This window comes from Actinomadura xylanilytica, assembly GCF_030283145.1.
GTDB classification, from domain to species: domain Bacteria; phylum Actinomycetota; class Actinomycetes; order Streptosporangiales; family Streptosporangiaceae; genus Spirillospora; species Spirillospora xylanilytica.
The window spans coordinates 66215-90936 of sequence record NZ_JASNWE010000007.1 but is presented as its reverse complement, the minus strand read 5'-3'; the positions used below and the strand labels follow the sequence as shown (position 1 = coordinate 90936).

The window sequence follows — 24722 nt, the reverse complement described above, 5'->3', positions numbered from 1 at the left end:
GCCCGGCCGGCTCCTGCCACGTACCCGTCACGGTGCGCCCTCCGGCCCCGGTCACGCGATCCCCCCGGTCGCTCGTCCCGCCCGCCGCCGTGCGGCGCGGTCCCTGCTGGTCGCTCAACGTGGTTCCGTCCGCTGGTAGAGGAGTGCGTTGACGGCGGCGGCGGCGACCGCCGAGCCGCCCTTCTCCGACACGTTGCTGAGCTGCGGGAGCCCACTGGCCCGCAGCGCGTCCTTGGCCTCGGCGGCGTCCACGAAGCCGACCGGCAGGCCGATCACCAGGGCCGGCCCGACCCGCCTGGCGATGATCTCGAAGAGCGCCTCGGGGGCGGAGCCGACGACCCACACCGCGCCCGGGCCGACCTCGGAGTAGGCCAGCCGGACCGCGGCGGCGGCGTGGCCGACGCCGGCGGCGCGGGCCAGCCGGGCGGCGGCCGGGTCCGCGGCGTGGCAGACCGCCTCGCGCGCGCTGATCCCGGCCGCGACCATCCCCTCGTCGGTCACGATCGGCGCCCCCGCCTGCAGCGCGGCCCAGCCCTGCCGGAGGGACTCCTCCGTGGTCACCAGGTCCACCGCGTACTCCAGGTCGGCGCTGGCGTGGATCACCCGCTCGGTGACCGCCCGCCACAGCGGCGGCATCGGGGACAGGTCGACGCGGGACCGCAGGATCTCGTACGACCGGACCTCGATCGGGTGGGGCTGGCGTACGGTCACTGCGCCTCCTCGATGCTCACGGTCGCGGACGCGTCCCGATGGGGACCGCCGGGCGTTGCACGGGAAGGGGGCGCCGGTGACCCGGCCGCGTCCGGACCCGCCCCCGGCGCGAACCGCGCCACGGCGACCGTCGCGCGGGCCGATCGGCGCTTCTCCACGATCAGCTCCGCGTGCCGTCCGAGCGTGCGGGCCGCGTGCAGGGCGCCCGCTTCGGCGACGCTGGGGACGCCCGTCCGCGCCCGCACGGCGGCGGACGGATTGGGCACCTTCACCTGCGCCAACACGCCCACAGGGTAGGCGATGACGTCCCAGCCGCGGTCCATCGCGACCGCGCGGATGCCCGCGTGCCCGCTCCTGCCCTCCACCGTCGCCAGGCAGCGCACCGACGCGGGCGCGAGCGCGGCCCCCGCGAGCGTCTCGTCGATCAGCCCGCCCACCTCGGCGGCGCTCGCGGCGATGGCGGCGCCCACCCCGATCGTCAGTGACGAGGACCGGTCGTCTTCCGGCCCGGCCGTCATCCGATCGGCCCTTCGGGCAGCTCGGCGATCGTCTCCGCCCTGCGCGGCGCGGGCACCTGGGGCCGCCCTGCCTGTCGTCCTTCGGTGCGTTCCCCCCAGACGAGGCACACCGGGTCGGACGGACGCTCCTCAAAGGGCGCGAGGCGGGTCGCCTGGAGACGGACGGCCTCAGCGGAGAACCCCTCAGCGGTGAGTGCCGCACAGGCCGGACGGACGTGTGCGGCCTCGGATACCGCGATCACGGCGGTGCGCAGAGCGCGGGCGGCGCAGGCCCGCACGGCCCCCTGACCGCCTCCGCTGACGAACACCGCATCCGGGACGGGCAGGTGGTCGAGCACCCCCGGGACTTCGCCGCGCGCGACGGCGACCCTCACCTCGTGCGCGCGCACGTTGTCACGGACCCGCTCGCAGGATGCGTCGTCCCGCTCGACCGCCACGGCAGCCGCGCCCAGACGCGCACACTCGATCGCGATTGAACCGCCAGCCGCGCCGCCACCCGTGGCGCCACCCGTGGCGCCACCTGTGGCGATGTCCCACACCATGTCGCCGATCCTGGGGCCCAGCTTGGCCAGCGCGAACGCCAGGACGTCCGGCCGCAGAGCATCGTCTTGGGCGAACGCGCCGGCGGGCAGCGCCCATCCGGGCGGGCCGGGCGCGGCACCCGCCAGCCAGCGGGACGCGCCGACCGCGTGCCGGGAATCGAGTACCAGGACCACCTCTGGATTCCGCCACGGCCGGGTGGTCGCCTCGGCAGGACGGACGTTCACCACCCGTTCGTCCGGGCCGCCGAGGCTCTCGCACACGATGAACGAACGAGGCGTCTGCGGGAAAAGCTCCCGGCCGAGCTCGGCGGGCCCCGCGCCAGGGGCGGTCAGCACGGCGACCTTGGGGTGGGCGCGGCACACGTTGACCGCACGCCGCAGCGACTCCGCGTCGCTCACCGAGACCACCAGCGCGTCGTCCCAGGGGAGCCCTGCCCGCGCGAAAGCCCGCGCGACCGGCGACAACGCCGGAAGTACGCGCGGCGTGTGCCCGCGTGCGCGCAGCGCCCGGACGAGCCCGAAGAACCCCGGATCCCCTTCGGCGACGACCACGACCGCCTGGCCGCGGCCCTGTGCGATGTCGATCTCCTCAAGGGCGGCGTCCGGATCGCCGATCTCGACCGTCCGGGCTGAGGGCGGCGCCCCCAGGGCGTGCAGGAGACGGGGCTCGCCGACCACGAGCGCGGCGCTCTCCAGAGCCTCACGCACCTCACTCGCAGCGGCTCCCGGAGAAACCGTCCCGTCCATACCGATGACCGTCAGCACGCCGCCCCCAAGATCACCGGGCCATCCGCCCGAACATGCCGACCATCCGCTCACCCGTGAAGTCCACCAGGACGACCTGGGCGGCGACCGGGCTCGCCGCGGCGCCCACCGTCCGGGCCGCGGTCCGCTCGAGCGCGCCGGCCGTGCGGCGGCACAGCTCGCGCCCGCAGGGGCCGAGCATCCCGGCGGCCTCCCACAGCTCGTACGCGCGGCGGGCGGTGCCCGCCGCGGCCACCTCGGCGGCCAGCGCGGGACCGCCGTCCATGTCGATGGTGATCGCGGCGAGGGTCTCGGCCGCCGCGCCCGCGGTGGCGGTAGCGGTCGCGGTCGCGGTCGCGGTCGCCGCGAGTTCGTCCGCCGTGCCGACGAGGATCACCTGGGCGAGGCCGTGCTCGGCGGCGGCCCGCAGCGACGCGCCCTCACCGTCCGCCTCGACGAAGCACTCGGCGGGCAGTTTCGGCAGCATCCCGCGCGCCGCGCCCGCGACGGCGGACCCGTACAGGACGAGGGTCCGCTCACCCTGCGCGGCCAGCCTCGCGACCGCCTCCGCCGCGTTCGCGGGGCCAGAAGGGCTCACGGAGCCCGCGGAATCCGCAGAGTCCGCGCGCCCGTGGGGATCAGTCGTGGTCATGCTCGTATCTTCCCTGGTCATGGGCGACGAGCCTCCCGGAGGCGCCGCCCGGCCGCGGGTCCGGCGCGCCGGGAACCGGTGAAGTGAGATCCGGCGCGATCAGGCTGAAGGCCTCCGGGTCGTCGAGCCCGAACGGGCGCAGGACGACGCGCTCACCCCGCAGGCGCACGTCCTCCCTGAAGGTACTCACACACGCTCTCCTCGGTGCGTCCGGCATGCCTCCACCATCCTGGTGGCGAATTGTGGCGTACCGGCCCAATGGAGATGAAGGTACGACGCGACACAGTCTCCCCGGACGAACCCCTCAGGGCCGGACGTCGACCACTGCCAGGCAGGAGTCGTGCCGTGTCCCGGTTCCGTAACGGTGCGGTGGAATTCATGGCCGTGCACCCGCTCCCCCACGCGCGCGACAACGGAATCGGACACCGCGACCGCCGCCCTGTAGCCGAGCGTCAGCCGAGGGGCCATCGTGGCGGTGACGCCTGGAAGGACGCCGCACATCGGTTCGCCGTCCAGCTCTTCCGCCAGGTAGAGCAGTCCTGCGCACTCGGCGTACACGGGTCCGGCGCGTCCGGCCGTGTCCGGCGCGCCTGCGAACGCGGCGAGAGCTCTGCGCAGCGGTTCGTTCGCGGACAGGTCGGCGGCGTACATCTCAGGGAAACCGCCGCCGATGACGACCCCGCCGGTACCGTCCGGAAGGTTCTCGTCATGCAGGGGGTCGAACCGGACGACCTCTGCCCCGGCCGCTTCGAGCAACTCCTCGTTCTCCGCATAGCCGAAGGTAAAGGCAGGCCCTCCGGCGACCGCGATCCGAGGACGTCCGCCCCTGGAACCGATGACCCCATCCGCATCGGCGGGTAGGTGCGCGTCCGGCTCCCAGGGGGCGACGGCCAGCGGCGGGGCGCTACCGGCGAGGGCCAGGACGGCGTCCAGATCGCAGGACGAGGCCACCAGCTCCCCGAGCCGCGCGACCGTCGCGACGGCGTCGGCGCGACGCTCGGCGGCGGGCACCAGGCCGAGGTGGCGGGACGGGGTCGCGGCGGCCTCATGGCGGCGCAGCGCGCCCAGCACCGGGAGGCCGAGCTCCTCCACGGCCTCCCGGCACATCAGCTCATGGCCGTCGGAGCCGAGCCGGTTGAGCACGACCCCGCCGACCCGCACGTCGCCGAACGAGCGGAACCCGTGCACGAGCGCCGCGACCGACCGGCCCGCGGCGGCGGACGCGTCGACGACGAGCACGACCGGCGCGTCCAGCAGCGAAGCGACGTGCGCGGTAGAGGCGAAGTCGCCGCCGCCCCGCGGCCGGGCCGGCCCCTGGGCCCCGTCGTACAGCCCCATCACACCTTCGACGACCGCCAGGTCGGCGCCGGCCGCGGCGTGCCGGAACAGCGGGACGACCAGGTCCTCCGACGTCAGCCAGGGGTCCAGGTTGCGGCCCGGCCGCCCGGTCGCGAGCGCGTGGTAGCCCGGGTCGATGTAGTCGGGCCCCACCTTGTGCGGGGACACCGCCAGCCCGCGCGCCGCGAACGCGGCCATCAGGCCGGTCGCGACGGTCGTCTTCCCGCTCCCGGACGAGGGGGCGGCGACGACGATCCGGGGCACGCTCACCGGAGCGTCACCGCAGCACCGCCCGCACCGACGCGGCCGTTTCGCGGCGCCGTCGCCCGGGCGGTCACCACTCGATGCCCTTCTGGCCCTTCTGGCCGCGGTCCATCGGGTGCTTGACCTTGCCCATCTCGGTCACCAGGTCGGCGAACTCCAGCAGCCGCGGGTCGGCGTCGCGGCCGGTGATCACCACGTGCTGGTTGCCGGGGCGGTCGCGGAGCGCGGCGACGACGTCGCCCGCGTCGACCCAGCCCCACTTCATCGGGTAGGTGAACTCGTCCAGCACGTACAGGCGGTGCGTCTCTGCGGCGAGGTCCCGCTTGATCTGCTCCCAGCCCTCGCGGGCGTCGGCCTCGTGGTCGGCCTCGGTGCCGGGGCGCTGGATCCACGACCAGCCCTCGCCCATCTTGTTCCAGAACACCGGGCCGCCCTCGCCCGTCTGCTCGTGCAGGCGCCCGAGCGCGAGCAGCGCGTTCTCCTCGCCGATCCGCCACTTGGCGGACTTGACGAACTGGAACACTCCGATCGGCCAGCCCTGGTTCCAGGCGCGCAGGGCCAGGCCGAACGCGGCGGTCGACTTCCCCTTGCCCGGACCGGTGTGCACCATCACCAGCGGCTGGTTGCGCCGCGCCCTGGTGGTCAGGCCGTCGTCGGGAACGTACTCGGGCTTACCCTGCGGCATGGCCGTCCTCCTGTGATCGTCGCTCGATGGTGGTGCCGCGGGCCGTGCCGCGGGTCACGCCGCGCTCCTGGAGCCGCGGACCACCCCGGCCAGGGCGTCGGCGGCGAGCTCGTCCAGCCGGACGACCTCGGCGCCGAGCCGGGTGCCGAGGGCGCCGGCCAGGCCGAGCCGCACCGGGCCCGACTCGCAGTCGACGACGACGGCCGCCACGCCCGCCAGCAGCCCGGCGGCGCGGGCCGGGTCGCCGCCGTGGGTGGCGCGGCCGTCGGTGACCACGACCAGCAGCGGACGCCGCGCCGGATCGCGCAGCCGCTCGACCCGCAGTACCTCGGCGGCGCGCAGCAGCCCGGCCGCCAGCGGGGTGCGGCCCCCGGTCGGCAGCCGCTCCAGCCGGCGCGCGCCGGCCTCGACCGACGAGGTCGGCGGGAGGGCCAGCTCGGCGTCCCGGCCGCGGAAGGTGATCAGCCCGACCTTGTCGCGGCGCTGGTAGGCGTCCAGCAGCAGGCTGAGCACCGCGCCCTTGACCGTGCGCATCCGCTGCCGCGCGGCCATGGACCCGCTGGCGTCGACGACGAACAGCACCAGGTTGCCCTCGCGGCCGTCCCGCACCGACTCGCGCAGGTCCTCCGGCGCGACGATCAGCCCAGAGCCGCCGCGGCCCCGCGCACGCTGATGCGGCGCCGCCGCCCGCAGCGTCGCGGTCAGGTGCAGCCCATGCGCGCCGGGCCTGGCTCCAGACACGCGGCCGTGAGGACTGCGCGCCTTGGAACGGCGTCCCGGCGCCCCAGCCCCCATACCGGGGACGGTAAAGAGGCGCGGCTTGTACGCGGCGTCGGCCGGGGCAGGCTCCTTCTCTTTAGAGCGATCGCCTCCCTGCGGCGCGTCCTGCGCGTTCTGCCCTGCGGGATCGCTCGGCTGTTCGGCGCCGGGCCCGTCCTGGGGGGCGTCCTGCGGGACGTCGGCACCACTACCGCCGCCACCACCGCCGTCCGGATCGTCGGGGCCGCCGTCGTCGGGGGGCCCGGGGGATTCCGGAGGCTCGGGGGGCTCGGGGGCGCCGTGCTCGTCGAGGACCTCGTCGAGCTTCTCCCCGTCCAGGCCGGGCGCGTCGAACGGGTCGCGGCGCCGCCGGTGCGGCAGGGCGAGCCGCGCGGCGGTCCGCACGTCGTCCTCGGTCACCGAGTCCCGGTCGTGCCAGGCCGCCAGGGCGATCGCGGCGCGCGCGGCCACCAGGTCGGCGCGCAGGCCGTCCACCTCGAACGCGGCGCACACGGCGGTGATCTGCCGCAGCGCGGCGTCGGGCAGCTCGACGGCGGGCAGCCGGGCCCGCGCGGCGGCGATCCGGCCGGCCAGCCCGGCCTCGGCGCCCGTCCAGCCCGCAGCGAACCCGGCCGGGTCGGCCTCGAAGCGCAGCCGCCGCCGGACGACCTCGGCGCGCTCCACCGGGTCGCGGGTCGCGGCCACCTCGACGGTCAGCCCGAACCGGTCCAGGAGCTGCGGCCGGAGCTCGCCCTCTTCCGGGTTCATCGTGCCCACCAGCAGGAAACGGGCGGCGTGCCGCACCGAGACGCCCTCGCGCTCGACGTGCGACTCGCCCATCGCCGCCGCGTCCAGCAGCAGGTCGACCAGGTGGTCGTGCAGCAGGTTGACCTCGTCGACGTAGAGCACCCCGCGGTGCGCGGCGGCGAGCAGGCCCGGCTCGAACGCCCGCACGCCCTCGGTCAGCGCGCGCTCGATGTCGAGGGAGCCGGTCAGCCGGTCCTCGGAGGCGCCCACGGGCAGCTCCACCAGCCGCGCGGCCCGCTCCTCCGCCCGCGCCGCCTCCCCGGACCCGGGCCCAGGCCCGGCGTGCGGGGCGTCCGGGCAGCCGGGGTCGGGATCACGGGGGTCGCAGGCGAAACGGCAGCCCGGCACGGCCGTGACCGGGGGCAGCAGGTCCGCCAGCGCCCGGACGATCGTCGACTTGGCGGTGCCCTTCTCCCCGCGCACCAGCACCCCGCCCACGCCGGGCGAGACCGCGTTGATCAGCAGGGCCAGCTTGAGGTCGTCCATCCCGACGACCGCCGAGAACGGATAGCGCGCGGCGCCGGTGCGCCCGCGGTTCATCGGCCCATCAGACAGGGCATGCGTCATGTCCTTCCCTCGGGTGTCCACGCCCGTGGCGAGCAGGTCCGACGGCCGGAGTCTCCTGGCTTCCAGATCATCGCTCCCCCTCGGCCTTCCAGCGTTGCCGCCGTGGCGCGAGCGAGGGGGCGCTCCCCTGGTCACAGTTGCGGGACAGCCCCGGATTCGCACCGGGTTCCTCCGCGTCCGTCGCCTGCCCAGGATGACATACCACCTGGAAGGGCCCAAGTCATGACACGTGGGACGGCGTCAGGAGGCGTCCCACGCGGCAGCGGCGGGAACGGGGGCGGGAACAAGGGCGCGGGCCGGGACCGGGATCGCGAACCACACGGCCTTGCCCCGCACCTCCGGCCCGAGCCGCGACAGGGTGCGCAGCATGCCCCAGCGACCCGCGGACAGCTCGTGGACGATGCCGATGCCCCGCCCGCAGTCGCCCGAGGTCCACGAGTAGCCGGGCAGCCGGGCGTCGGCGAAGGCGTCGAAGACCGCGCAGCGGATCTCCCCCGCCTCCCCTGCGCCGCCCGCCTTCGCCGGCCTGCCGGGCTCGCCGGGCGGGTGGTCGTCCGGCTCGTCCCGGTAGAGCCACAGCTCGTGCGGGACATGCCCGCCGGCGTGCTGGTGGGCGTTGGTGGCCAGCTCGCTGACCATCAGCGCGGCGTCGCCGATCGTGTCGCGGGCGACGCCGAGCTCGGCCAGCGCGTCCGCGAGCACGCGGCGGGCGTGGCCGGCGCAGCCGGGACCGGCGGGCAGCGCCCACACCCGGTCCGGCCCGGCGGTCGCGGGCGGCGCGGGCCCGGCCGCGGCACCGGCCACGGCGAGCACCGGCCCGGCCGCCGGCCGGCCGGGCGGCGCCCCGCCGGCCGCGGGCGGGGCGCCGGATGGTGCCGCCGGGCCCGGCGGCACCGGATGTGCGGTCTCGTCGATGAGCTCAGGCGAGGTGTTCACGAATCCTCCCGCGGATCAGGGTGTCTGGCGCGCGGTTCCGTCGCGGATCGTCACTTTCGGTCCCCGAGTGGTCACGTTTCACAGCGTGTCGTGAGAATCTCAGTACCGCAACAGACTTGGACAGATTGCTCTGCCTGACCGACCGGGTTCGTCATTCGCGTTGTACCTTGCGGCGCAAGTGTGGAGACTCGCCTCTCATGACCTACCGGCCCACCGTTCGTGGCCGCCGGCTGGCACGGGAACTTCGCAAGTTGCGGGAGGAGCAGGGCCTGACCCTGCAAGAGGTGGCCGACCGGCTCGACTGGTCGCGGGCCACCATCTCCCGGTTGGAGACGAGCCAGACCCGGCCACGACCAGGCGACATCGCAGACATACTCGACCTATACGGCGTCAACAGCCCGGAGCGCGACGCCCTCATCACCCTGGCCCGGCAGGCGGGGCAGCGCGGCTGGTGGACGGCGTACGCCGACGTCTTCACCGGCAGCTACGTGGCCCTCGAGGACGAGGCGTCCCAGATCCGCACCTGGGACCCCCAGCTCGTCCACGGCCTGCTCCAGATCGAGGCGTACTCGCGCGCCGTGATCACGGCGGGGCGACTGCTCCCCGGCCCCGAGGACATCGAGCGGCGGATCGCCGCGCGCAAGATCCGCCAGGCGCTGCTGGACCGTCCGAACGCGCCCCGGCTGCACGTGGTGTTCGACGAGGCGGTCCTCCACCGGTACATCGGCGGGCGCGCGGTGATGGGCGCCCAGCTCGACGCGCTCGCCCGGGCCACGGAGCGGCCGAGCGTGACGGTACAGGTGCTGCCGTACACCGCTGAGGCGCATGCGGGACTTGACGGACGTTTCACGATTTTGTCGTATCCGAACCCCGCAGACCCTGAAATCGCCTACGTAGAGGGCACCATGGGTGACGTTTATCTCGAAAGCGCCGAGGCAATAGCCAAGCACGGGGACCGCTTCCAGAGGATCGAGGAGGCGGCCCTGTCCCCTGAGGAGTCCGCGCACCTCATCGCCGAGGCAGCAAGGAGCAGCCCGTGACCAACCTCCAGCGCGCACTCACCGGAGCCACCTGGCGCACGTCCTCCCACAGCGGGAGCGGCGACCAGTGCGTCGAAGTGGCGGCACTCTCCGATGGCGTGCACGCCGTTCGCGACTCCAAGGATCCGCACGGCCCGGCGCTGGTGCTCGCACCGGCCGCCTGGCGGCGGCTCCTCGACACCGCGCGGGAGGTCTGACCCCCAGAGCCTGACCGGCCGACACCGCCAGGGGGCCGCGGAGGGACTCCGCGGCCCCCTTCCACCTAAGTAGAACGTGTTCTAGTATCGCCCCCATGACCGCGGATCTCAAGCTCGGCGTCAACGTCGGCTACTGGCAGCGCGACCCCGACGACCAGACCGACACGGTGCTGGCCGCCGAACGGCTCGGATACGACTCGGTGTTCACCGCGGAGGCGTACGGATCGGACGCCTTCACCCCGCTGACCTGGTACGCCGCCCGCACCACCACGATCAAGCTCGGCACCGCGGTGGTCCAGCTCTCGGCCCGCACCCCCGCCGCGACCGCGATGCACGCCCTGACCCTGGACGCGTTGTCGGGCGGCCGGATGATCCTCGGGCTGGGCGCGTCCGGCCCGCAGGTGGTGGAGGGCTGGTACGGGGCGCCGTTCCCCAAGCCCCTCGCGCGCACCCGCGAGTACCTCGACATCGTCCGCCAGGTGTGGCGCCGCGAGGAGCCGGTGACGAGCGCCGGCCCGCACTACCCGCTGCCCCTGCCCGGCGGCGCGGGGCTCGGCAAGCCGCTGAAGTCGATCGTCCACCCGCTGCGCCCGCGGATCCCGGTCTACCTCGGCGCGGAGGGGCCCAGGAACATCGCACTCGCGGCCGAGCTGGCCCAGGGCTGGCTGCCGCTGTTCGTCGACCCGGCGCAGATCGAGCCGCTGTTCGGGGAGCCGCTGGCGGGACGTCCGGACGGCTTCGAGATCGCCGCCACCGTCACCACCATCGTCACCGGCGACCTGGCCGCGGCACTGGAGTTCGCCAAGATCCCGCTGGCGTTCTACATCGGCGGGATGGGGGCCAGGGATCGCAACTTCCATCTCGACCTGATCGGCCGGCTCGGCTACGCCGAGCAGGCCGCGCGGGTGCAGGAGCTGTTCCTGGCCGGCCGCCGCGACGAGGCGATCAAGGCGGTGCCGGACGAGCTTGCCGACTCCATCTCGCTGCTCGGGCCGATCGGCCGGATCAAGGAGCGGCTGGAGCTGTGGCGGGACAGCCCCATCACCACGCTGCTGATCGCGGGCGTGCGGGACGAGCCGACGCTGCGCGAGATCCGCGACCTGGTGCTCGGGTAGCCCCTCCTCCCTGTCCCTCCTCTCCTGCGCGTGCCCGACGCCACAGCGTGCTAGGGAATGGGGTGTGCCCGGGGGGCGCTGCACCGGATGTCCGGAGAACGCCCCCGAAGCACACCGCACATCGCACATCGCACATCGGAAGAGGGACACACGATGTCCACGCAGGTAGACGCCGCCCGGCTGCTCGTCCGGACCCTGGAAGCGGAGGGCGTCGAGTACGTCTTCGGCATCCCGGGCGAGGAGAACATCCACTTCGTCAACGCACTCGCCGACTCCCCCATCCGCTACGTCCTGGTCCGGCACGAGCAGGGCGCGGCGTTCATGGCGGAGATCTACGGGCGGCTGACCGGCAAGGCCGGCGTGGCGTCGGCGACGCTCGGCCCGGGGGCGATCAACCTCCAGCTCGGCGTCGCGGACGCCACCACCAACAGCACCCCGGTGGTGGCGATCTCCGCGCAGGTCGGCCTGGACCGCATCTACAAGGAGACGCACCAGGTCATCGACCTGGTGTCGCTGTTCCGCCCGATCACCAAGTGGGCCGAGCTGGCGCCCACCGCCGAGGCGCTGCCCGAGATGGTGCGCAAGGCGTTCAAGACCGCGCAGACCGAGCGTCCGGGCGCGGTGTACCTGGCGATCCCCGAGGACGTCGAGGCCGCCGAGGTGTCAGCCGCTCTCGGGCCGCTGCCGCGCAACGTCGTCCGGCCGCAGGAGCCGTCCCCCGCGCAGATCGCCCGCGCCGCCGACGTGATCGCGCTGGCCCGGCAGCCGATCGTGCTGGCCGGGCACGGCGCGACCCGGGACCGGGCGAGCCAGGCGCTGGTCCACTTCTCCGAGCACCTCGGGCTGCCGGTCGCCACCACGTTCAACGGCAAGGGCGTCTTCCCCGACGACCACCGCAACGCGCTCGGCGCGGTCGGGTTCATGCGGCACGACTACGTGAACTTCGGGTTCGACGAGGCGGACGTGCTGATCGCGGTCGGGTACGAGCTCCAGGAGTTCGACCCGGTCAAGATCAACCCGCACGGCGACAAGAAGATCATCCATATCCACCGGTTCCCGGCCGAGGTGGACGACCACTATCCGGTCGAGGTCGGCATCCAGGGCGACATCTCCCGCTCGCTGCACGCCCTCGCCGACGCGGTGCACCGCCGGTTCGACGTCAACGGGACCGGCCGCCGGATCCGGGAGATGCTGAGCGCCGAGCTCGCGGACGGCGCCGCCGACGACGGCTTCCCGCTCTCGCCCCGCCGCGTCGTCGCCGACGTCCGGGCGGCGATGGGCCGCGAGGACATCGTGCTCGCCGACACCGGCGCGGTGAAGATGTGGATGGCGCGGATGTACCCGACCTTCGAACCCAACACGCTGCTGGTCTCCAACGGCCTGTCCTCGATGGGCTTCTCGGTGCCGGGCGCGATCGCCGCCAAGCTGGTCCACCCGGGCCGCAGGGTGCTGGCGGCGACCGGCGACGGCGCGTTCCTGATGAACTCGCAGGAGCTGGAGACCGCCGTCCGGGAGAACATCCCGATCACGGTGCTGATCTGGGAGGACGGCGGGTACGGGCTGATCGGCTGGAAGATGGAGCTGGAGCTCGGGCGCAGCTCCGACGTCGCGTTCGGCAACCCCGACTTCGTGAAGTACGCCGAGAGCTTCGGCGCGACGGGCTACCGGGTGTCGTCGGCGGACGAGCTGCTGCCCGTCCTGCGGAAGGCGCTCGCCGAGGACGGCGTCTCGGTCGTCACGGTGCCGGTCGACTACTCCCACAACCTGGAGCTGACCGACAAGCTGGGCGAGCTGACCGACCCGTTCTGATCCCCTCGGGGGCCGTCCGCGGGCCGGTCGTCCGCGGGCCGGTCGTCCGCGGGTCAGTCGGCGCGGTGGGCCGCGTCCTGGAGGAACGGGAGCACCGCGTCCAGGAAGCGGGCGGGCGCCTCGGCGAAGGGCGCATGGCCGGTCGGCAGCGGGCACCAGATGCCCTGGGGCAGGGCCCGCCTGACCCTGCGGACGTCCATGCCGACCATCGGATCGCGGGTTCCCCACACCAGCAGGGTGGGCGCGGTGATGGCGCCCGCCCGGACGCGCAGGTCGTGGTCGGGCGAGGCGAAGCTCCGCCAGAGGGCCGCCTCCACCGCGATCGTCCGGGGGTCGTGCCGGCGCGCCGCGTCCCTGCTGATCATCTCTCGCACGGTGCCGGTGCGGCGGCGCAGGTAGAACCGGGGCATCCGGCCGGAGGCGGCCCGCACGGCGGGCTCGGTCCCCATCAGGCGGATGACCCCGCGGGTCAGGGGGCCGCCGAGCCGGCTGAACCCGCCGCTGTTGACCAGCACGAGCGCGGTCACGGCGGCGGGGCGGGCGAGCGCGAGGCCGGCCGCGGCGTAGCCGCCGACGCTGTTGCCGATCACCGCGGCGCGGCGCAGCCCGAGCCCGTCCAGGATCTCCGGCACGATCGCGGCGAAGCCCATCGCCGAGACCTCGCGGCCCGTCGCGGGCGGGGCGGCGGAGCCGGGCCCCGCGGTCGCTCCGACCGAGCCGGTCCGCACGGCGAGCCGCGCGGTGGCGGGCGGGGAGTCGCCGTAGCCGGGCCAGTCGACGGCGTAGGTGGTGTGGCGGCGGGCGAGCGCGGGGAGCACCGCGTCGTAGTCGCGGTGGTCGCCGGGGTTGGCGTGCAGCAGCACCAGCGCCGGTCCGGCGCCCCGTACGGCCACGGCCACCGGGCCGAGCGAGGTCTCGATCTGCATGGTCATCTGCCCGGACGGCCCGGGATCCCCTCTGCCGCACACGGCCGCCTCAGGCGCGGCACCGCTCCGCCGGGGAGCCGGCGCGCCGACGCTAACCGCCATCGACCGGACGGTCAACAAGCGGTTGCGGCCTCTGTGGAACCGCGCGGTTCGCCGCTCCCCGGAGGTTTCGACGGGTGGACGCGGGGCGCGCGGCGTCCCTCCAGGTCGCCGGGCCGCCGCCGGACTCGCCCGCCCGTCCGGGCACGGTCCCGGCCGTCCGGCCGCGGCCGGACGGGCCGTTGGCCGCTCGCGGCCAACGGGCGGGGTCCGGCTGAGCCGCCGATGATTTTCGCGTGCTCGCCGGGTCAGTCCTGGTACCCGACCCAGTGGTGCCCGAACCGGATCACGAAGGAGCCACCGATGACCCCGAGGCCCGATCTCACCCCGACGGCGCGGCGGATGGCCGATCTGCTCGCCGCGGTCGACGACGGTCAGCTCGCGCTGCCCACCCCCTGCCCGGAGTTCACCCTCGGCGACCTGATCGACCATGTCGGCGGGCTGTCGGCGGCGTTCGTCCGGACGGCCAGGAAGCAGTCCAAGGGGCCCGATGGCGCGCCGTCCGCCGACGAGGCGCGGCTGGAGGACGGCTGGCGCGACCGGATCACCCGGCAGCTCGCCGAGCTCGCGGACGCCTGGCGCGAGCCGGGCTCCTGGGAGGGGATGACCCGGGCCGGCGGGTTCGACCTGCCCGCGGAGGTGGCCGGCGCGGTCGCGCTGAACGAGCTCCTCGTCCACGGCTGGGACGTCGCGCGGGCCAGCGGGCAGCCGTTCACGGCCGACCCGGAGGCGCTCGGCTCGTCGCTGCGGCTCCTGGAGCCGAAGGACGGCGCGGGCTCCGAGGGGCTGTTCGGGCCGATCGTGCAGGTCCCGGCGGACGCCCCGGACCTCGACCGGGTGATCGGACTGTCCGGCCGCGACCCCGGATGGACGCCGCGGTAGACCTCGGGGTCGCCCCGGCCCCAGCTCAGGGACGTGACCGCCGGGAAGGCCGCCGGGGAGGTCCCCGGCGGCCTCCCGGCCTTCCCGCTGAGGGGCGGTGGTGCGTGCGGGTCAGGACTCCGGTGCGGTGAAGTCGGCGGTGAAGTCGGCGGCGTGGTCGGCGGCCCACTCGGCGAAGCTGCGCGGCGGCCGTCCGGTGATCTCCTGGACGGTCCCGGTCGTCTCGGCGGGCCGGCCCACCGCCTCCTCGGCGGTCCGGATCAGGGCCTCGGCGACGTCCGGCGGGCCCCACTGGGCCAGCTCCGCGCGGTGATCGTCCAGGCTCTGCCGGACGATCCGGACCGGGCGGCCGATCGCCGCGCCGATCTGCTCGGCCTGCTCCCGCCGGGTCAGCGACCCCGGCCCGGTGAGCACGTGGACGGCGCCCAGGTGCTCGGTCCCGGGGTCGGTCAGGACGCGGGCGGCGACCGCCGCGATGTCGGCCTCGTGGACGGGTGCCGCGTGGGACTCCGGGAACGGGTCGCACACGGTCCCCTCCGCGCGGACCGAACCCGCCCATTGCAGCGCGTTGGTCGCGAACCCGCCGGGGCGCAGGAACGTCCACGGGATCCCCGAACCGGCCACCGCCTGCTCCGCGTCACCGTGAATCCGCGGGATGCGGTCGGCCGAGCCGGGCTCGGCGCCGAGGGCGGACAGCAGCACGATGTGCTCCACCCCGGCGGCGCGGGCCTCGGCGACGAACCCGTCCAGGCCGGTGGGTTCGGCGTACACGAACACCTTGGTCGCACCGGCGAGCGCGGCGCCCAGCGTCTCCGGCCTCGCCAGGTCGGCCTCCATCACGTCCACACCGGCGGGGAGGCGGGCGGCGGCGGGCTCGCGCCCGGCCGCGCGGACCTTATGCCCTGCGGTGAGGAGTTGCTCTATAAGGCTGCGCGCGATCGCGCCGCGCGCTCCGGTCACCAGAATCGTCATGCCTCAATGCTGCTCCGGCCGGGGCCGGGCCGGGTAGGCACGCTCGGGCCTGGGAGTCGCGGTACCAGGCCCGCTCGGCCATGATGGCCGGAATGAACAAGGAGGAGCTGGGCGGATTCCTGCGCAGCCGGCGCGCCCGTGTCCAGCCGGCCGAGATGGGGCTGGCCGCCGGCGCCCGCCGCCAGACGCCGGGACTGCGCCGCGAGGAGGTCGCCCTCCTGGCCGGGATCTCCGTCGACTACTACATCCGGCTGGAGCAGGGGCGCGGGCCGCACCCGTCCGAGCAGGTGCTCGGGGCGCTCGGCCGCGTCCTGCGGCTGACCGCCGACGAGCACGACCATCTGCTGCGGCTGGCGGGCCATCCGCCGGTCCGCGCCGTCCCCACCCGCGAGGTGCCCGGCAACGTGCTGCGGCTGCTGGAGCGGCTCGACGGCGTGCCGGCCATGGTGATCAACGTCCGGTACGACGTGCTCGCCTGGAACCCGCTGCTGGTGGCGCTGATCGGCGACCCGGCGGAGCGGCCGGCGGGCGAGCGCAACACGCTGCGCTGGCTGTTCGGCGGCGACCGGCCCCCGTCCGGCAGCATGCTCCAGCTCGGCCGCCAGTGCGTCGCCGACCTGCGCGCCAGCGGCCGGTACCCCGGCGACCCCGACGTGCGGCGGCTGGTGGACGAGCTTTCGGCGTCCAGCCCGCAGTTCGCCGCGCTGTGGGCGGCGCGCGAGATCGCGGTGCAGCGGACGCTGAGGAAGCGGACCGTCCACCCGGTCGTCGGCGAGCTGGAACTCGACTGCGAGATCCTCCCCGTCCCCGGACGCGATCAGCGCCTCGTCCTCTACACCGCCGCGCCCGGGACCGCCTCCGGCCACGCCCTGCGGCGCCTGCGCGACACCTTGCCCGGCTGAGGAGCCCGCTGTGCCTCAGGCGCGGCAGAGGATCTCGCCGTGGACGACGGCGAACCAGCCGTCGTCGGCGGCGGCCCACGTTTTCCAGCCCGCATGGATCCGCTGGAGGTCCGCGCGGGTCGCGTGCCCGCCGGACACGGCGCTCTCGGCGATCGAGGAGTGGATCATCCGGCCGCCCCACGACTCGCTCCACCACTCGCGCTCCTCCGGGGTGGAGTAGCACCAGTTCGACACGGAGGCGGTCACGTCGGCGAAGCCGGCCCGCCGCGCCCAGGACACCAGCCGCCGTCCCGCGTCGGGCTCGCCGCCGTTACCGCGCGCCACCTTGTAGTAGACGGGCAGCCAGGTGTCCATGCCGGGCGGGCTCGGGTACCAGAGCATGCCGCCGAAGTCGGCCTCCCTGACCGCGACGATCCCGCCCGGCCGGCACACGCGGCGCATCTCGCGCAGCGCCTGGACGGGGTCGGCGAGGTGCTGGAGGACCTGGTGCGCGTGGACGACGTCGAACGAGTCGTCGGGGAAGTCGAGGGCGTGCACGTCGGCGACCGCGAACTCCACGTTGCCGAGCCCCTGCCCGGCGGCCGTCCGCTCGGCCTCGGCCAGCACCGCCGCGGCGGAGTCGACCGCGGTGACCCGGCCGGGCGCGACCCGCCCGGCCAGGCCGGCGGTGATGGTGCCGGGGCCGCATCCCACGTCCAGCAGCGCCGTGCCGGGACGCAGGTGCGGCAGCAGGTGGGCCGCCGAGTTCTCGGCGGTGCGCCACTGGTGCGAGCTCAGCACCGTCGCGTGGTGCCCGTGGGTGTACCTGGTCATCGGATCCACCTCTCTCCGCCCGCCCGGCGGAGCTCCGGTGTGCCGCCGGCCGGTGACCGCAGCCTAGAACGCTTCTCACAATTTGAGAAGTGCGTCTCGTATTTTGAGATGACGGGACGGTCAGGCGGCCAGCGCGACCCGGGACGGCCTCTCCGGGGGGACGGTCGCCGCGGACAGCGCCTCCACCACGGCGAGCGCGCGGGCCGGCGGCGGCGCGGTCTCGGCGTAGGCGTTCAGCGCCAGGTTGGACATTTCGGTGAGCCACGGCTGGACCAGGGTCCGCTCGGCGGGCCCTTGCAGTCGCGGCTGGGCGAGATGGAACGTGCCGGTCGCTTCGCTCACTGCCACTACCCCTTCCAGATGCCGGCGGGACGGACGCTTGCGCGCCCCACCCCCACCGGCCGGGACGTACCCCTGGGTACGCATCGAACAAGCTCTTCGGTCCGCTCGGCATTCCGTGACGTCTCCCACGTCACAAGGCCACCGTACGCGCCACCACTGACATTTTTCGAATGCATGTTCGACTATTGCCCGCCGTTCCGCGCCGCGTCCGGCACGGGCGCGCGACAGCGGGGCGGGCGCGGCGCGGACGGCGCGGACGGCGGGTGCGCGATCGGCCGAAAGGCGGATTCCGCACTCCGCCCCGGGCCCTAGCCTGCGTAGTCATGGACGACACGGGCGCGCGGGTGGACCGAATCCATTTCGCGGGCGGCTGCCTGGCGCGCGTCGCCTACCTCGGGTGCGCCGGGCTGTACCTGCTGCTGTGCCTGGCGGCGGCGTTCAACCACGCGTTCGACTTCTGGCTGATCGGCGTGGCCGTCGTCGTCACCGGCGCGGCGGTCTCGGTGCGGCACCGGTTCCCCTGGGCGGTCGGCGCGCTGGGCGCGTCGGCGCTGACCACCCTGTTCATCGTGCTCGCCGACCCGCCGTTCCGGGGACCGAGCACGGCGGTGGAGGTCGGCGGCCTGCTGGTGCTGATCGTCCGGGTGCTGTGGCGGGAGGGCCGGGAGCGGCTGATCCCGGTCGCGGTGGCGCTGTCGGTCACGATCGTGGTGCTGCCGCTGCGCGCCTCGGCGATCCAGGCGGTGCTGTTCGTCGCGCCGCTCGGTGTACTGGTCGCGGTCGCCATCGGGATCGGCCTCTACCTGCGGGCGATCGACACCCGGCGGGCCCGGGCGCTGGTCTCCGCGCGCCGGGACGAGCGGCTGGAGCTGGCCCGCGACCTGCACGACTTCGTCGCCCACCACGTGACCGGGATCGTGGTGCAGGCGCAGGCGGCGCGGTTCGCCGCCGGGTCGGGCACGGCGCCGGACCCGGAGCAGCTCGACACGATGTTCGCCGGGATCGAGCAGGCGGGCACCGAGGCGCTGACCTCGATGCGCCGCATGGTCGGGCTGCTGCGCGACGCCCAGAACGCGACCGCGTCCGACGGCGACGCCGGGCGCGGTGAGGGGGACGGCGGGGGCGCGGGTAGGGGTTCCGGCGGGGGCGCCGGGCACGCGGAGAACGGCGGGGACCGTCCGCCGACCAGCCCGGTCGGCGACCTGGCCCAGGTCGAGAGCCTCGTCGCCGCATTCGGCGACCCGCCCGCCTCGCTGTGGCTGGCGCCGGACCTCGGCGGGCTGCCGCCCGAGGTGGCGACCTCGGTGCACCGCGTCGTCCAGGAGGCGCTGACCAACATCCGCAAGCACGCCGCCGACGCCACCGCCGTGCAGGTGACGGTGGCCCGGCGGGACGGCGAGACGGTCGAGGTCGCCGTCCGCGACGACGGGCAGGGACGAGGGCGCAGGCTGCCGTCCAGCGGGTTCGGGCTCTCCGGCCTGGGCGAACGGGTCGAGGCGCTCGGCGGCCGGCTGGCCGCGGGCCCCCGGTCCGGGGGCGGCTGGGAGGTCACCGCCGTACTGCCCGCCCGCCGGACCCTGCGAGAATCGGACGGGTGACCACCCGTGTACTGATCGCCGACGACCAGGAGATGGTCCGGACCGGATTCCGGATGATCGTCGACTCGCAGCCCGACATGGAGGTGGTCGGCGAGGCCCGGGACGGCGCCGAGGCCGTCGCGCTGGCGCGGCGGCTCCGCCCGGAGGTGTGCCTGTTCGACATCCGGATGCCCCGGATGGACGGGCTGGAGGCGACCCGGCTGCTGGCCGGCCCGGACGTGGCCGAGCCGCTCCGGGTGGTGATCGTCACCACCTTCGACATGGACGAGTACGTCTACGGCGCGCTGCGCGGCGGCGCGGTCGGGTTCCTGCTCAAGGACAGCGGTCCCGCGCTGCTGGTGGAGGCCGTCCGGGCCGCCGCCAACGGCGAGGCGCTGGTCTCCCCCTCGATCACCGTCCGGCTGCTGGAGCACCTGGCCACCGCGTCCGCCGCGCCCGCGCCGCTGCGCGGCTCGCTCACCGGACGCGAGCTGGACGTGGTGCGGCTCGTCGCGCGCGGGCGCACCAACGACGAGATCGCCGGCGAGCTGTTCGTGTCGCTGTCCACGGTCAAGACCCACCTGAGCAGCATCCAGCGCAGGCTGGACGCGCGGAACCGGGTCGAGATCGCGGCGTGGGCATGGGAGTCGGGCCTCATGCGCTGACCGGACCGGGCGGCGGACGGCACGCGGCGCGCGGACGGTGGCCACGGACCGCGGACCGCGGGGCGGCGGCGGGAAACTGGGGACATGGCACTGGGACCGGAGTCGCTGGGCGGCATACCCGTCGCGCTCCTCATCATCTGGGCCCTGGGCGCCGCCGGGTGGGGCGCCGTCCTCGCCGGGCTGCGCCACGGCCTGCGCGGGCGGGCCCGCGGGTCGGCGCTGTTCGCGCACGTCCTGACCCTCGCGGGCGCGGTGTTCGGCTGCACGGTGCTCGGGTTCGGATTCCTGTACGTGTCGATCGCGCTCACCGCCGAATGGTGGGCGCTGGCCCTCGTCACCGGGTTCCGCCCGGAGCGGCTGCTCGACTCCGGCGGCCTCGGCCGGCTGGCGGTCTGGGCGGTCCTCACCGCGGCCGGGATCCTCGCCGCCGGGGCCCTGGTGCTGTGACCCCGGGGTGAGGGCGGACTGGCGGAGAGATGTTCGAACCAGCGCGAACCTCCATTGGGCGCCGATAGTCAAACCTCCGTAGTATCCACGGCAAGGCACCACAAACCCCTCGGAGGTGGATCATGCCGTGTGCGCTGTGCGGCGACATCATCCCGACCGAGGTCGCCCGCTGCCCGGCCTGCGGGGCGTGGGCGCGGCGCCGCGACTTCCGCGCGGTGGGCGTGGCCGTCTTCATGCTGCTCGGGTTCAACGCCTTCGTCGCGCTCGGCTCGGGGATCAGCCTGCTGCGGCTGGAGGCGCCGCTGCGCGGCAGCACCCACGACACCTATGACCCGGGGGGCACCGAGCACGCGCTGGCGCCGTACTCGGACGTGTTCCTCATCGGCGGCGTCATGGCGGGCGTCACCGGGCTGCTCTACCTCGCCTGGCTGTGGCGCGCGTACGGGCAGTCGCCCGGCCCGCACCGGCACCGCCGGGCGTGGGTGGTGTTCGGCTGGCTCTGCCCGGTGGTCAACCTGTGGCTGCCGCCCCGTCTGGTCTACGACGTCTGGGTCAACAGCGGCCGGTACCGCGTCGCCGAGCGGCACGCGGCGGCCCTGGTGGTGGCGGGCTGGTGGGCCTGCGTGCTGACCGGGATCGGGCTGGCCCGGATGTTCTCGGGCGGGCACGGCGTCCAGACGCTGGCCGACGCCCGGTTCTCGGTGCACGTCGGCGTCGCCGCGGCGGCCTTCCAGGCCCTCGCCGCCGCGCTCTGCATGGCCACGGTGTTCCAGATCACCCGCCTCCAGATCGCCCGCGACTCCTGACCCTCGCCCCTCCTTTCCCTCCCCTGCCCGCCGCGCCGCGCCGCGTCAGCGGGGTTCGGTGGGGCCCGAGCTGCCGCCGCTGGCGTGCCAGAGCCGAGCCGGAGGACGCCTGGCGGTGTCGCCCGCGTGGCCGATGTCGGCGTACGGCGAGGTCGCGAAGCCGGTCGCGTGGACGACGCGCCGCCCGGTCCCGCCTCCCTCCCCGCCCGGACCCGGCCGCGCCATCAGCCGCCGGACGGCCTCGATGCCGCCCCGCCGCCGTTCCTCCTCCAGGGCGGGCAGGTCCCAGCAGGCGGTGGCGGTGATCGAGACCGCCCGCGCGCCGGCCCGGCGGACCCGGCCGCGCGCCACCAGCAGCCAGGAGCCGAACACGATCGCCGCGCACCGCTCCTGCACCGACTCGAAGAACGCCAGGTCGACCGGGCCGGTCGCGTCGTCGAGCGTGGCGAAGATGACGCGCTGGCCCGACCGCACGGCCGGGGTCTGGGTGGCGACCTTGACGCCGGCGACCAGGACCTCGCCCCCGCCGGGCCGGTCCGCGAGATCGCGGGCGCGGACCGCGCCGAGCCCGCGCAGCAGCCCGCCGTAGAAGGTCAGCACGTGCCGGCTGACGTCCAGGCCGAGGACCTCCAGCTCCGCCTCCACCATCTCCGACGGCGTCATCGGCGGCAGCTCGCCCGGCCGGATCTCCTCCACGATCCCGGCGCCGAGGACGTCCCCGGTCTCGTCGCCGAGGGGGAGCTGGCCCTCGCCCACGCCGCGTCCCGGACGGGCGGTGGCGCGGTCGAGCGCCCCGACCCGGCAGAGCAGATCGCGGCGCGGCGCGGGCCCGCCGCCCCCGGGACCGGGCTGGTACAGGGCGTCGAACCCTCCGGCCAGCACGAGCCGTTCGGCGATCGGCCGGGACACCCGGGCGCGCCGCCAGAAGTCGGACAGCGACCGGTACGGCCGCTCGGCGACGATGCGGCCGGCCTCCGCGTCGGTGATCCCCTTGACCTCGTTCAACGCCACCCGAATCCCGTACGCGGACGCACCCCACGCACCGGACGCGGCGTCCTGGTCAGGCGGTACGGGCGGCAGGACGGGCGGAGCGGGCATCGGCTCGGGCATCGGCTCGGGCTCGGGAATCGGCGGCGCGGCCGAGACCGGGCCTCCCGCGGACACGGGCTCGACATGCCAGTCCACCGCCGACCGGTTGACGTCCAGCGGCAGGATCGGGACGCCGAAGTGCCGGGCGTCGTCCAGGATCACCCGCTTGGGGTACATGCCGGGGTCGTGGGTGAGCACCCCGGCGAAGAACGCGGCGGTGTGGTGCCGTTTCAGCCAAGCCGACTGGTACGTGGGCAGGGCGAACGACGCGGCGTGCGCCTTGCAGAACCCGAACGCACCGAACGCGGCGAGCGTCCGCCAGACCCGTTCGACCACCGCGGCGCCGTAGCCGCGTGCCAGCGCCCGCGTGCGGAACCAGGCGCCGACGACCGCCTGGCCCTTCGCGCCCGCCAGGCTCCGCCGCGCGGCCTCGGCCTGCGACAGCCCGCAGCCGGTCATGATGGCGACGACGCGCAGGACCTGCTCGTGGAAGACCACGATGCCGAGGCTCTCGCGCAGCGCCCCGGCCAGGTCCGGATGCGGGTAGTCGGGCTCCCGGCGCCCGGCCCGCGACTCCAGGTAGGGGGTGACCATGTCCGAGCCGACCGGGCCCGGGCGGAACAGCGAGATGTCGATGACCAGGTCGTCCAGGTCGCGCGGCTGGAGCCTGCCGATCAGCTCGCGCTGGCCCGGCGACTCGATCTGGAAGCAGCCGAGCGTGCGGGAGGTGCGGATCAGCTCGAAGGTGGCGGCGTCGTCGCGCGGGACGTCCTCCAGCGCGATCCGCTCCCCCTCCACCCGGGCGACCTCGGCCACCGTGTGCGCCATCGCCGACTGCATCCGCACCCCGATGACGTCGAGCTTGAGCAGCCCCATCGCCTCGACGTCGTCCTTGTCGAACTGGCTCATCGGGAAGCCCGCCGCGCTCGGCTCCAGCGGCGTGCGGTCGGGCAGCGTCGGGTTCGACAGCAGCACGCCGCAGGGGTGCAGCGCGATGTGCCGGGGCAGCCCGTCCAGGCGCTCGGCGATCCGGAACAGCACCTCCAGCCGCTCCTGCGCCAGGTTGCTCTGCCGCAGCTCGGGCAGGTCGTGCAGGGCGGCGCGGATCTGCTCCGCCCGGACGTGCGGGAACGCCTTGGCGATCACGTCGATCTCGCTCGGCGGCAGCCCGACCGCGTTGCCGACGTCGCGGATGGCGCTGCGCGCCCGGTAGGTCTCCATCATCGACACGCACGCGGTGCTCTCCGCGCCGAACCGGTCGAACAGCAGCCGGTAGGCCTCCAAGCGCCGGGCCGACTCGACGTCGAGGTCGATGTCGGGCAGGCCGGGGCGGCTGTCGGCCAGGAACCGCTCCATCAGCAGGCCGTGCCGCAGCGGGTCCAGGTCGCTGATCCCGATCAGATGGTTGACCAGGCTGCCGGCGCCCGAGCCGCGGACCGCGCAGCGGATGCCGCGGGACCGGACCAGTTCGGCGGCGTCCGCGACGGTGAGGAAGTAGGCGGCCAGGCCCTTGCGCGCGATGACGGCCAGCTCGTCCGCGAGCCGGTCCGCCGCCGCGCCGGACCGGTCGAGGCCGCGTCGGGCCAGGCCGCCGGCGCACCGGGCGGCGAGGCGCGCGTGCGGGTCGTCGCCGGCGTCCGGCAGGTGGACGCGGTCCATGCCGAGGTCGCGGACCGGGTCCAGGGCGCAGCGTTCGGCCAGCCGCCGGGTCGCGGCGACCAGCGCGTCCGCCTCGGCGGCACCGCAGCCCAGCTCGGCGACCCGGCGCATCTCGGCCTCGGACTTGAGGTAGGCGTGCCCGGTCCGGTCATCCAGGTGCCGCCGGTCGAGCGGGACGAGGCGCCGCGTCACGTCGAGCACCTGCGCCACCGGATGGTCGGCGGCCTCCAGGTAGCGGACGGCGTTGCCGAGCACGGCCGGGACCCCGGTCTCGCGGGCGAGGGCCAGCATCCGGGCGGCGCGGTGCCCGTCGCCCCGGTCCTGGTGGTCGACGATCTCCAGCACCGGCTCGGCCGTCTCCCGCCAGGCCGCCAGCCGCCGGGCGGCCAGGTCGGGACGGCGGGCGGCGACGGCGCGGCCCACGTCGGAGGCCGGCCCGAGCAGCACCACGAGACCGGCCGAGTGCGTCCCGACCAGCTCGCGGCGCACGGCCGGCCGCCGTCCCCGCTCGCCCGTCGCCCCCGGCCCGACGTCCGTCCGGCGGGCGGCGTGGGCGGCGGTGACCAGGCGGCACAGCGACGTCCAGCCGGTCCGGCCGGTGGCGAGGACGACCACCCGGCCCTCCTCGGGCGTCCCGGCCGGATCCCCGTCGTAGTCCAGGGCGAGGTCGGCGCCGAGGACGGGCCGGATGCCCGCGTCCCGGCAGGCCCGGACGTGCCGGACCGCCCCGTAGAGACCGTCGCGGTCGGTCAGGGCCAGGGTCTCCATGCCGAGCCCGGCCGCCCGTTCGGCGAGCGCCCGCGGCTGCGCCACGCCGTACCGCAGCGAGTAGGCGGAGGCGACGTGCAGGTGCACGGCC

Annotated in this window: 24 protein-coding genes and 1 riboswitch; of the genes, 10 read left to right on the top strand and 14 right to left on the bottom strand. The window is 75.0% G+C overall.

All coding sequences use genetic code 11. From position 1 onward, the window contains the following. Positions 1 to 114 precede the first annotated feature (114 nt). The 9 genes from QP090_RS35550 to QP090_RS35510 all read right to left on the bottom strand — a co-directional run bounded on the left by QP090_RS35550 (position 115) and on the right by QP090_RS35510 (position 8523). Complete coding sequence (locus QP090_RS35550; protein WP_285944143.1) at positions 115 to 711, bottom strand: precorrin-8X methylmutase; 597 nt, start codon at positions 709 to 711, stop codon at positions 115 to 117. Beyond that, positions 708 to 1229, bottom strand: coding sequence for a cobalamin biosynthesis protein (locus QP090_RS35545; protein WP_285944142.1), 522 nt, complete (start codon positions 1227 to 1229; stop codon positions 708 to 710). The genes QP090_RS35550 and QP090_RS35545 overlap by 4 nt, the downstream gene beginning before the upstream one ends. Beyond that, positions 1226 to 2518 (bottom strand): precorrin-6y C5,15-methyltransferase (decarboxylating) subunit CbiE, encoded by a 1293-nt coding sequence (gene cbiE, locus QP090_RS35540; protein WP_285944225.1) that lies wholly within the window; start codon positions 2516 to 2518, stop codon positions 1226 to 1228. The genes QP090_RS35545 and cbiE overlap by 4 nt, the downstream gene beginning before the upstream one ends. A 31-nt stretch (positions 2519 to 2549) precedes the next feature. Next, positions 2550 to 3113, bottom strand: coding sequence for a hypothetical protein (locus QP090_RS35535; protein WP_285944141.1), 564 nt, complete (start codon positions 3111 to 3113; stop codon positions 2550 to 2552). A gap of 40 nt (positions 3114 to 3153) precedes the next feature. Beyond that, positions 3154 to 3357 carry a hypothetical protein gene (locus tag QP090_RS35530; RefSeq protein ID WP_285944140.1) on the bottom strand — a complete coding sequence of 68 codons (204 nt, stop codon included), beginning with the start codon at positions 3355 to 3357 and terminating at the stop codon, positions 3154 to 3156. Continuing rightward, entirely contained in the window at positions 3354 to 4775 is a 1422-nt protein-coding gene (locus tag QP090_RS35525; RefSeq protein ID WP_432763112.1) for a cobyrinic acid a,c-diamide synthase CobB, read from the bottom strand. The genes QP090_RS35530 and QP090_RS35525 overlap by 4 nt, the downstream gene beginning before the upstream one ends. A 64-nt stretch (positions 4776 to 4839) precedes the next feature. Then, positions 4840 to 5454: a cob(I)yrinic acid a,c-diamide adenosyltransferase gene (gene cobO / locus QP090_RS35520; RefSeq protein ID WP_285944139.1), complete on the bottom strand. Its 615-nt coding sequence runs from the start codon at positions 5452 to 5454 to the stop codon at positions 4840 to 4842. Positions 5455 to 5508: 54 nt separating this feature from the next. After that, positions 5509 to 7560: a putative cobaltochelatase gene (locus QP090_RS35515; protein ID WP_285944138.1), complete on the bottom strand. Its 2052-nt coding sequence runs from the start codon at positions 7558 to 7560 to the stop codon at positions 5509 to 5511. Between the two features lie 75 nt (positions 7561 to 7635). Next, a riboswitch (cobalamin riboswitch) is annotated at positions 7636 to 7759 on the bottom strand. Positions 7760 to 7827: 68 nt separating this feature from the next. After that, positions 7828 to 8523: an ATP-binding protein gene (locus tag QP090_RS35510; protein ID WP_285944137.1), complete on the bottom strand. Its 696-nt coding sequence runs from the start codon at positions 8521 to 8523 to the stop codon at positions 7828 to 7830. A gap of 197 nt (positions 8524 to 8720) precedes the next feature. On the opposite strand from QP090_RS35510, the gene QP090_RS35505 reads away from it, so the two are divergent. The 4 genes from QP090_RS35505 to QP090_RS35490 all read left to right on the top strand — a co-directional run bounded on the left by QP090_RS35505 (position 8721) and on the right by QP090_RS35490 (position 12684). After that, positions 8721 to 9563 (top strand): helix-turn-helix domain-containing protein, encoded by an 843-nt coding sequence (locus QP090_RS35505; protein WP_285944136.1) that lies wholly within the window; start codon positions 8721 to 8723, stop codon positions 9561 to 9563. After that, the gene (locus tag QP090_RS35500) at positions 9560 to 9760 is read left to right on the top strand and encodes a DUF397 domain-containing protein (protein ID WP_285944135.1); all 201 of its coding nucleotides are present in this window, start codon (positions 9560 to 9562) and stop codon (positions 9758 to 9760) included. The genes QP090_RS35505 and QP090_RS35500 overlap by 4 nt, the downstream gene beginning before the upstream one ends. 95 nt (positions 9761 to 9855) lie before the next feature. Beyond that, positions 9856 to 10875 carry an LLM class F420-dependent oxidoreductase gene (locus QP090_RS35495; RefSeq protein WP_285944134.1) on the top strand — a complete coding sequence of 340 codons (1020 nt, stop codon included), beginning with the start codon at positions 9856 to 9858 and terminating at the stop codon, positions 10873 to 10875. Positions 10876 to 11028: 153 nt separating this feature from the next. Further along, on the top strand, positions 11029 to 12684 hold the full coding sequence (locus QP090_RS35490) for an acetolactate synthase large subunit (RefSeq protein ID WP_285944133.1): 1656 nt from the start codon (positions 11029 to 11031) through the stop codon (positions 12682 to 12684). 53 nt (positions 12685 to 12737) lie between these two features. On the opposite strand, the gene QP090_RS35485 is transcribed toward QP090_RS35490, so the two are convergent. Then, on the bottom strand, positions 12738 to 13616 hold the full coding sequence (locus QP090_RS35485) for an alpha/beta fold hydrolase (protein WP_285944132.1): 879 nt from the start codon (positions 13614 to 13616) through the stop codon (positions 12738 to 12740). 396 nt (positions 13617 to 14012) lie between these two features. Between QP090_RS35485 and QP090_RS35480 the strand changes: the two genes are divergently transcribed. Beyond that, complete coding sequence (locus QP090_RS35480; RefSeq protein ID WP_285944131.1) at positions 14013 to 14591, top strand: TIGR03086 family metal-binding protein; 579 nt, start codon at positions 14013 to 14015, stop codon at positions 14589 to 14591. A 111-nt stretch (positions 14592 to 14702) separates the two neighbouring features. Here the strand turns inward: QP090_RS35480 and QP090_RS35475 are convergent, their stop codons facing one another. After that, positions 14703 to 15563, bottom strand: a complete 861-nt coding sequence (locus QP090_RS35475) for an NAD(P)H-binding protein (RefSeq protein ID WP_285944130.1) — start codon at positions 15561 to 15563, stop codon at positions 14703 to 14705. A gap of 92 nt (positions 15564 to 15655) precedes the next feature. On the opposite strand from QP090_RS35475, the gene QP090_RS35470 reads away from it, so the two are divergent. Beyond that, complete coding sequence (locus QP090_RS35470; RefSeq protein WP_285944129.1) at positions 15656 to 16465, top strand: helix-turn-helix transcriptional regulator; 810 nt, start codon at positions 15656 to 15658, stop codon at positions 16463 to 16465. A gap of 15 nt (positions 16466 to 16480) precedes the next feature. On the opposite strand, the gene QP090_RS35465 is transcribed toward QP090_RS35470, so the two are convergent. After that, positions 16481 to 17278 (bottom strand): methyltransferase domain-containing protein, encoded by a 798-nt coding sequence (locus QP090_RS35465; protein WP_285944128.1) that lies wholly within the window; start codon positions 17276 to 17278, stop codon positions 16481 to 16483. Between the two features lie 120 nt (positions 17279 to 17398). Further along, positions 17399 to 17620 (bottom strand): hypothetical protein, encoded by a 222-nt coding sequence (locus tag QP090_RS35460; protein ID WP_285944127.1) that lies wholly within the window; start codon positions 17618 to 17620, stop codon positions 17399 to 17401. Positions 17621 to 17943: 323 nt separating this feature from the next. Between QP090_RS35460 and QP090_RS35455 the strand changes: the two genes are divergently transcribed. The 4 genes from QP090_RS35455 to QP090_RS35440 all read left to right on the top strand — a co-directional run bounded on the left by QP090_RS35455 (position 17944) and on the right by QP090_RS35440 (position 21115). Beyond that, on the top strand, positions 17944 to 19218 hold the full coding sequence (locus QP090_RS35455) for a sensor histidine kinase (protein ID WP_285944126.1): 1275 nt from the start codon (positions 17944 to 17946) through the stop codon (positions 19216 to 19218). Continuing rightward, on the top strand, positions 19215 to 19862 hold the full coding sequence (locus QP090_RS35450; RefSeq protein WP_285944125.1) for a response regulator: 648 nt from the start codon (positions 19215 to 19217) through the stop codon (positions 19860 to 19862). The genes QP090_RS35455 and QP090_RS35450 overlap by 4 nt, the downstream gene beginning before the upstream one ends. Before the next feature lie 84 nt (positions 19863 to 19946). Next, the gene (locus QP090_RS35445) at positions 19947 to 20309 is read left to right on the top strand and encodes a hypothetical protein (protein ID WP_285944124.1); all 363 of its coding nucleotides are present in this window, start codon (positions 19947 to 19949) and stop codon (positions 20307 to 20309) included. A gap of 122 nt (positions 20310 to 20431) precedes the next feature. Further along, positions 20432 to 21115, top strand: a complete 684-nt coding sequence (locus QP090_RS35440) for a DUF4328 domain-containing protein (RefSeq protein ID WP_285944123.1) — start codon at positions 20432 to 20434, stop codon at positions 21113 to 21115. Positions 21116 to 21160: 45 nt separating this feature from the next. On the opposite strand, the gene QP090_RS35435 is transcribed toward QP090_RS35440, so the two are convergent. Beyond that, positions 21161 to 24718 carry a DNA polymerase III subunit alpha gene (locus tag QP090_RS35435; protein WP_285944122.1) on the bottom strand — a complete coding sequence of 1186 codons (3558 nt, stop codon included), beginning with the start codon at positions 24716 to 24718 and terminating at the stop codon, positions 21161 to 21163. Between the last annotated feature and the right edge of the window lie 4 nt (positions 24719 to 24722).

Excerpts from the sequence above, each read along its gene's own strand:
- QP090_RS35485 (WP_285944132.1), bottom strand. The coding sequence starts at position 13,616 with ATGACCATGCAGATCGAGACCTCGCTCGGCCCGGTGGCCGTGGCCGTA.
- QP090_RS35440 (WP_285944123.1), top strand. The coding sequence starts at position 20,432 with ATGCCGTGTGCGCTGTGCGGCGACATCATCCCGACCGAGGTCGCCCGC.
- QP090_RS35545 (WP_285944142.1), bottom strand. The coding sequence starts at position 1,229 with ATGACGGCCGGGCCGGAAGACGACCGGTCCTCGTCACTGACGATCGGG.
- QP090_RS35495 (WP_285944134.1), top strand. The coding sequence starts at position 9,856 with ATGACCGCGGATCTCAAGCTCGGCGTCAACGTCGGCTACTGGCAGCGC.
- QP090_RS35505 (WP_285944136.1), top strand. The coding sequence starts at position 8,721 with ATGACCTACCGGCCCACCGTTCGTGGCCGCCGGCTGGCACGGGAACTT.
- QP090_RS35515 (WP_285944138.1), bottom strand. The coding sequence starts at position 7,560 with ATGAACCGCGGGCGCACCGGCGCCGCGCGCTATCCGTTCTCGGCGGTC.
- QP090_RS35470 (WP_285944129.1), top strand. The coding sequence starts at position 15,656 with ATGAACAAGGAGGAGCTGGGCGGATTCCTGCGCAGCCGGCGCGCCCGT.
- QP090_RS35475 (WP_285944130.1), bottom strand. The coding sequence starts at position 15,563 with ATGACGATTCTGGTGACCGGAGCGCGCGGCGCGATCGCGCGCAGCCTT.
- QP090_RS35465 (WP_285944128.1), bottom strand. The coding sequence starts at position 17,278 with ATGACCAGGTACACCCACGGGCACCACGCGACGGTGCTGAGCTCGCAC.
- QP090_RS35445 (WP_285944124.1), top strand. The coding sequence starts at position 19,947 with ATGGCACTGGGACCGGAGTCGCTGGGCGGCATACCCGTCGCGCTCCTC.
- cobO (WP_285944139.1), bottom strand. The coding sequence starts at position 5,454 with ATGCCGCAGGGTAAGCCCGAGTACGTTCCCGACGACGGCCTGACCACC.
- cbiE (WP_285944225.1), bottom strand. The coding sequence starts at position 2,518 with ATGGACGGGACGGTTTCTCCGGGAGCCGCTGCGAGTGAGGTGCGTGAG.
- QP090_RS35480 (WP_285944131.1), top strand. The coding sequence starts at position 14,013 with ATGACCCCGAGGCCCGATCTCACCCCGACGGCGCGGCGGATGGCCGAT.
- QP090_RS35490 (WP_285944133.1), top strand. The coding sequence starts at position 11,029 with ATGTCCACGCAGGTAGACGCCGCCCGGCTGCTCGTCCGGACCCTGGAA.
- QP090_RS35455 (WP_285944126.1), top strand. The coding sequence starts at position 17,944 with ATGGACGACACGGGCGCGCGGGTGGACCGAATCCATTTCGCGGGCGGC.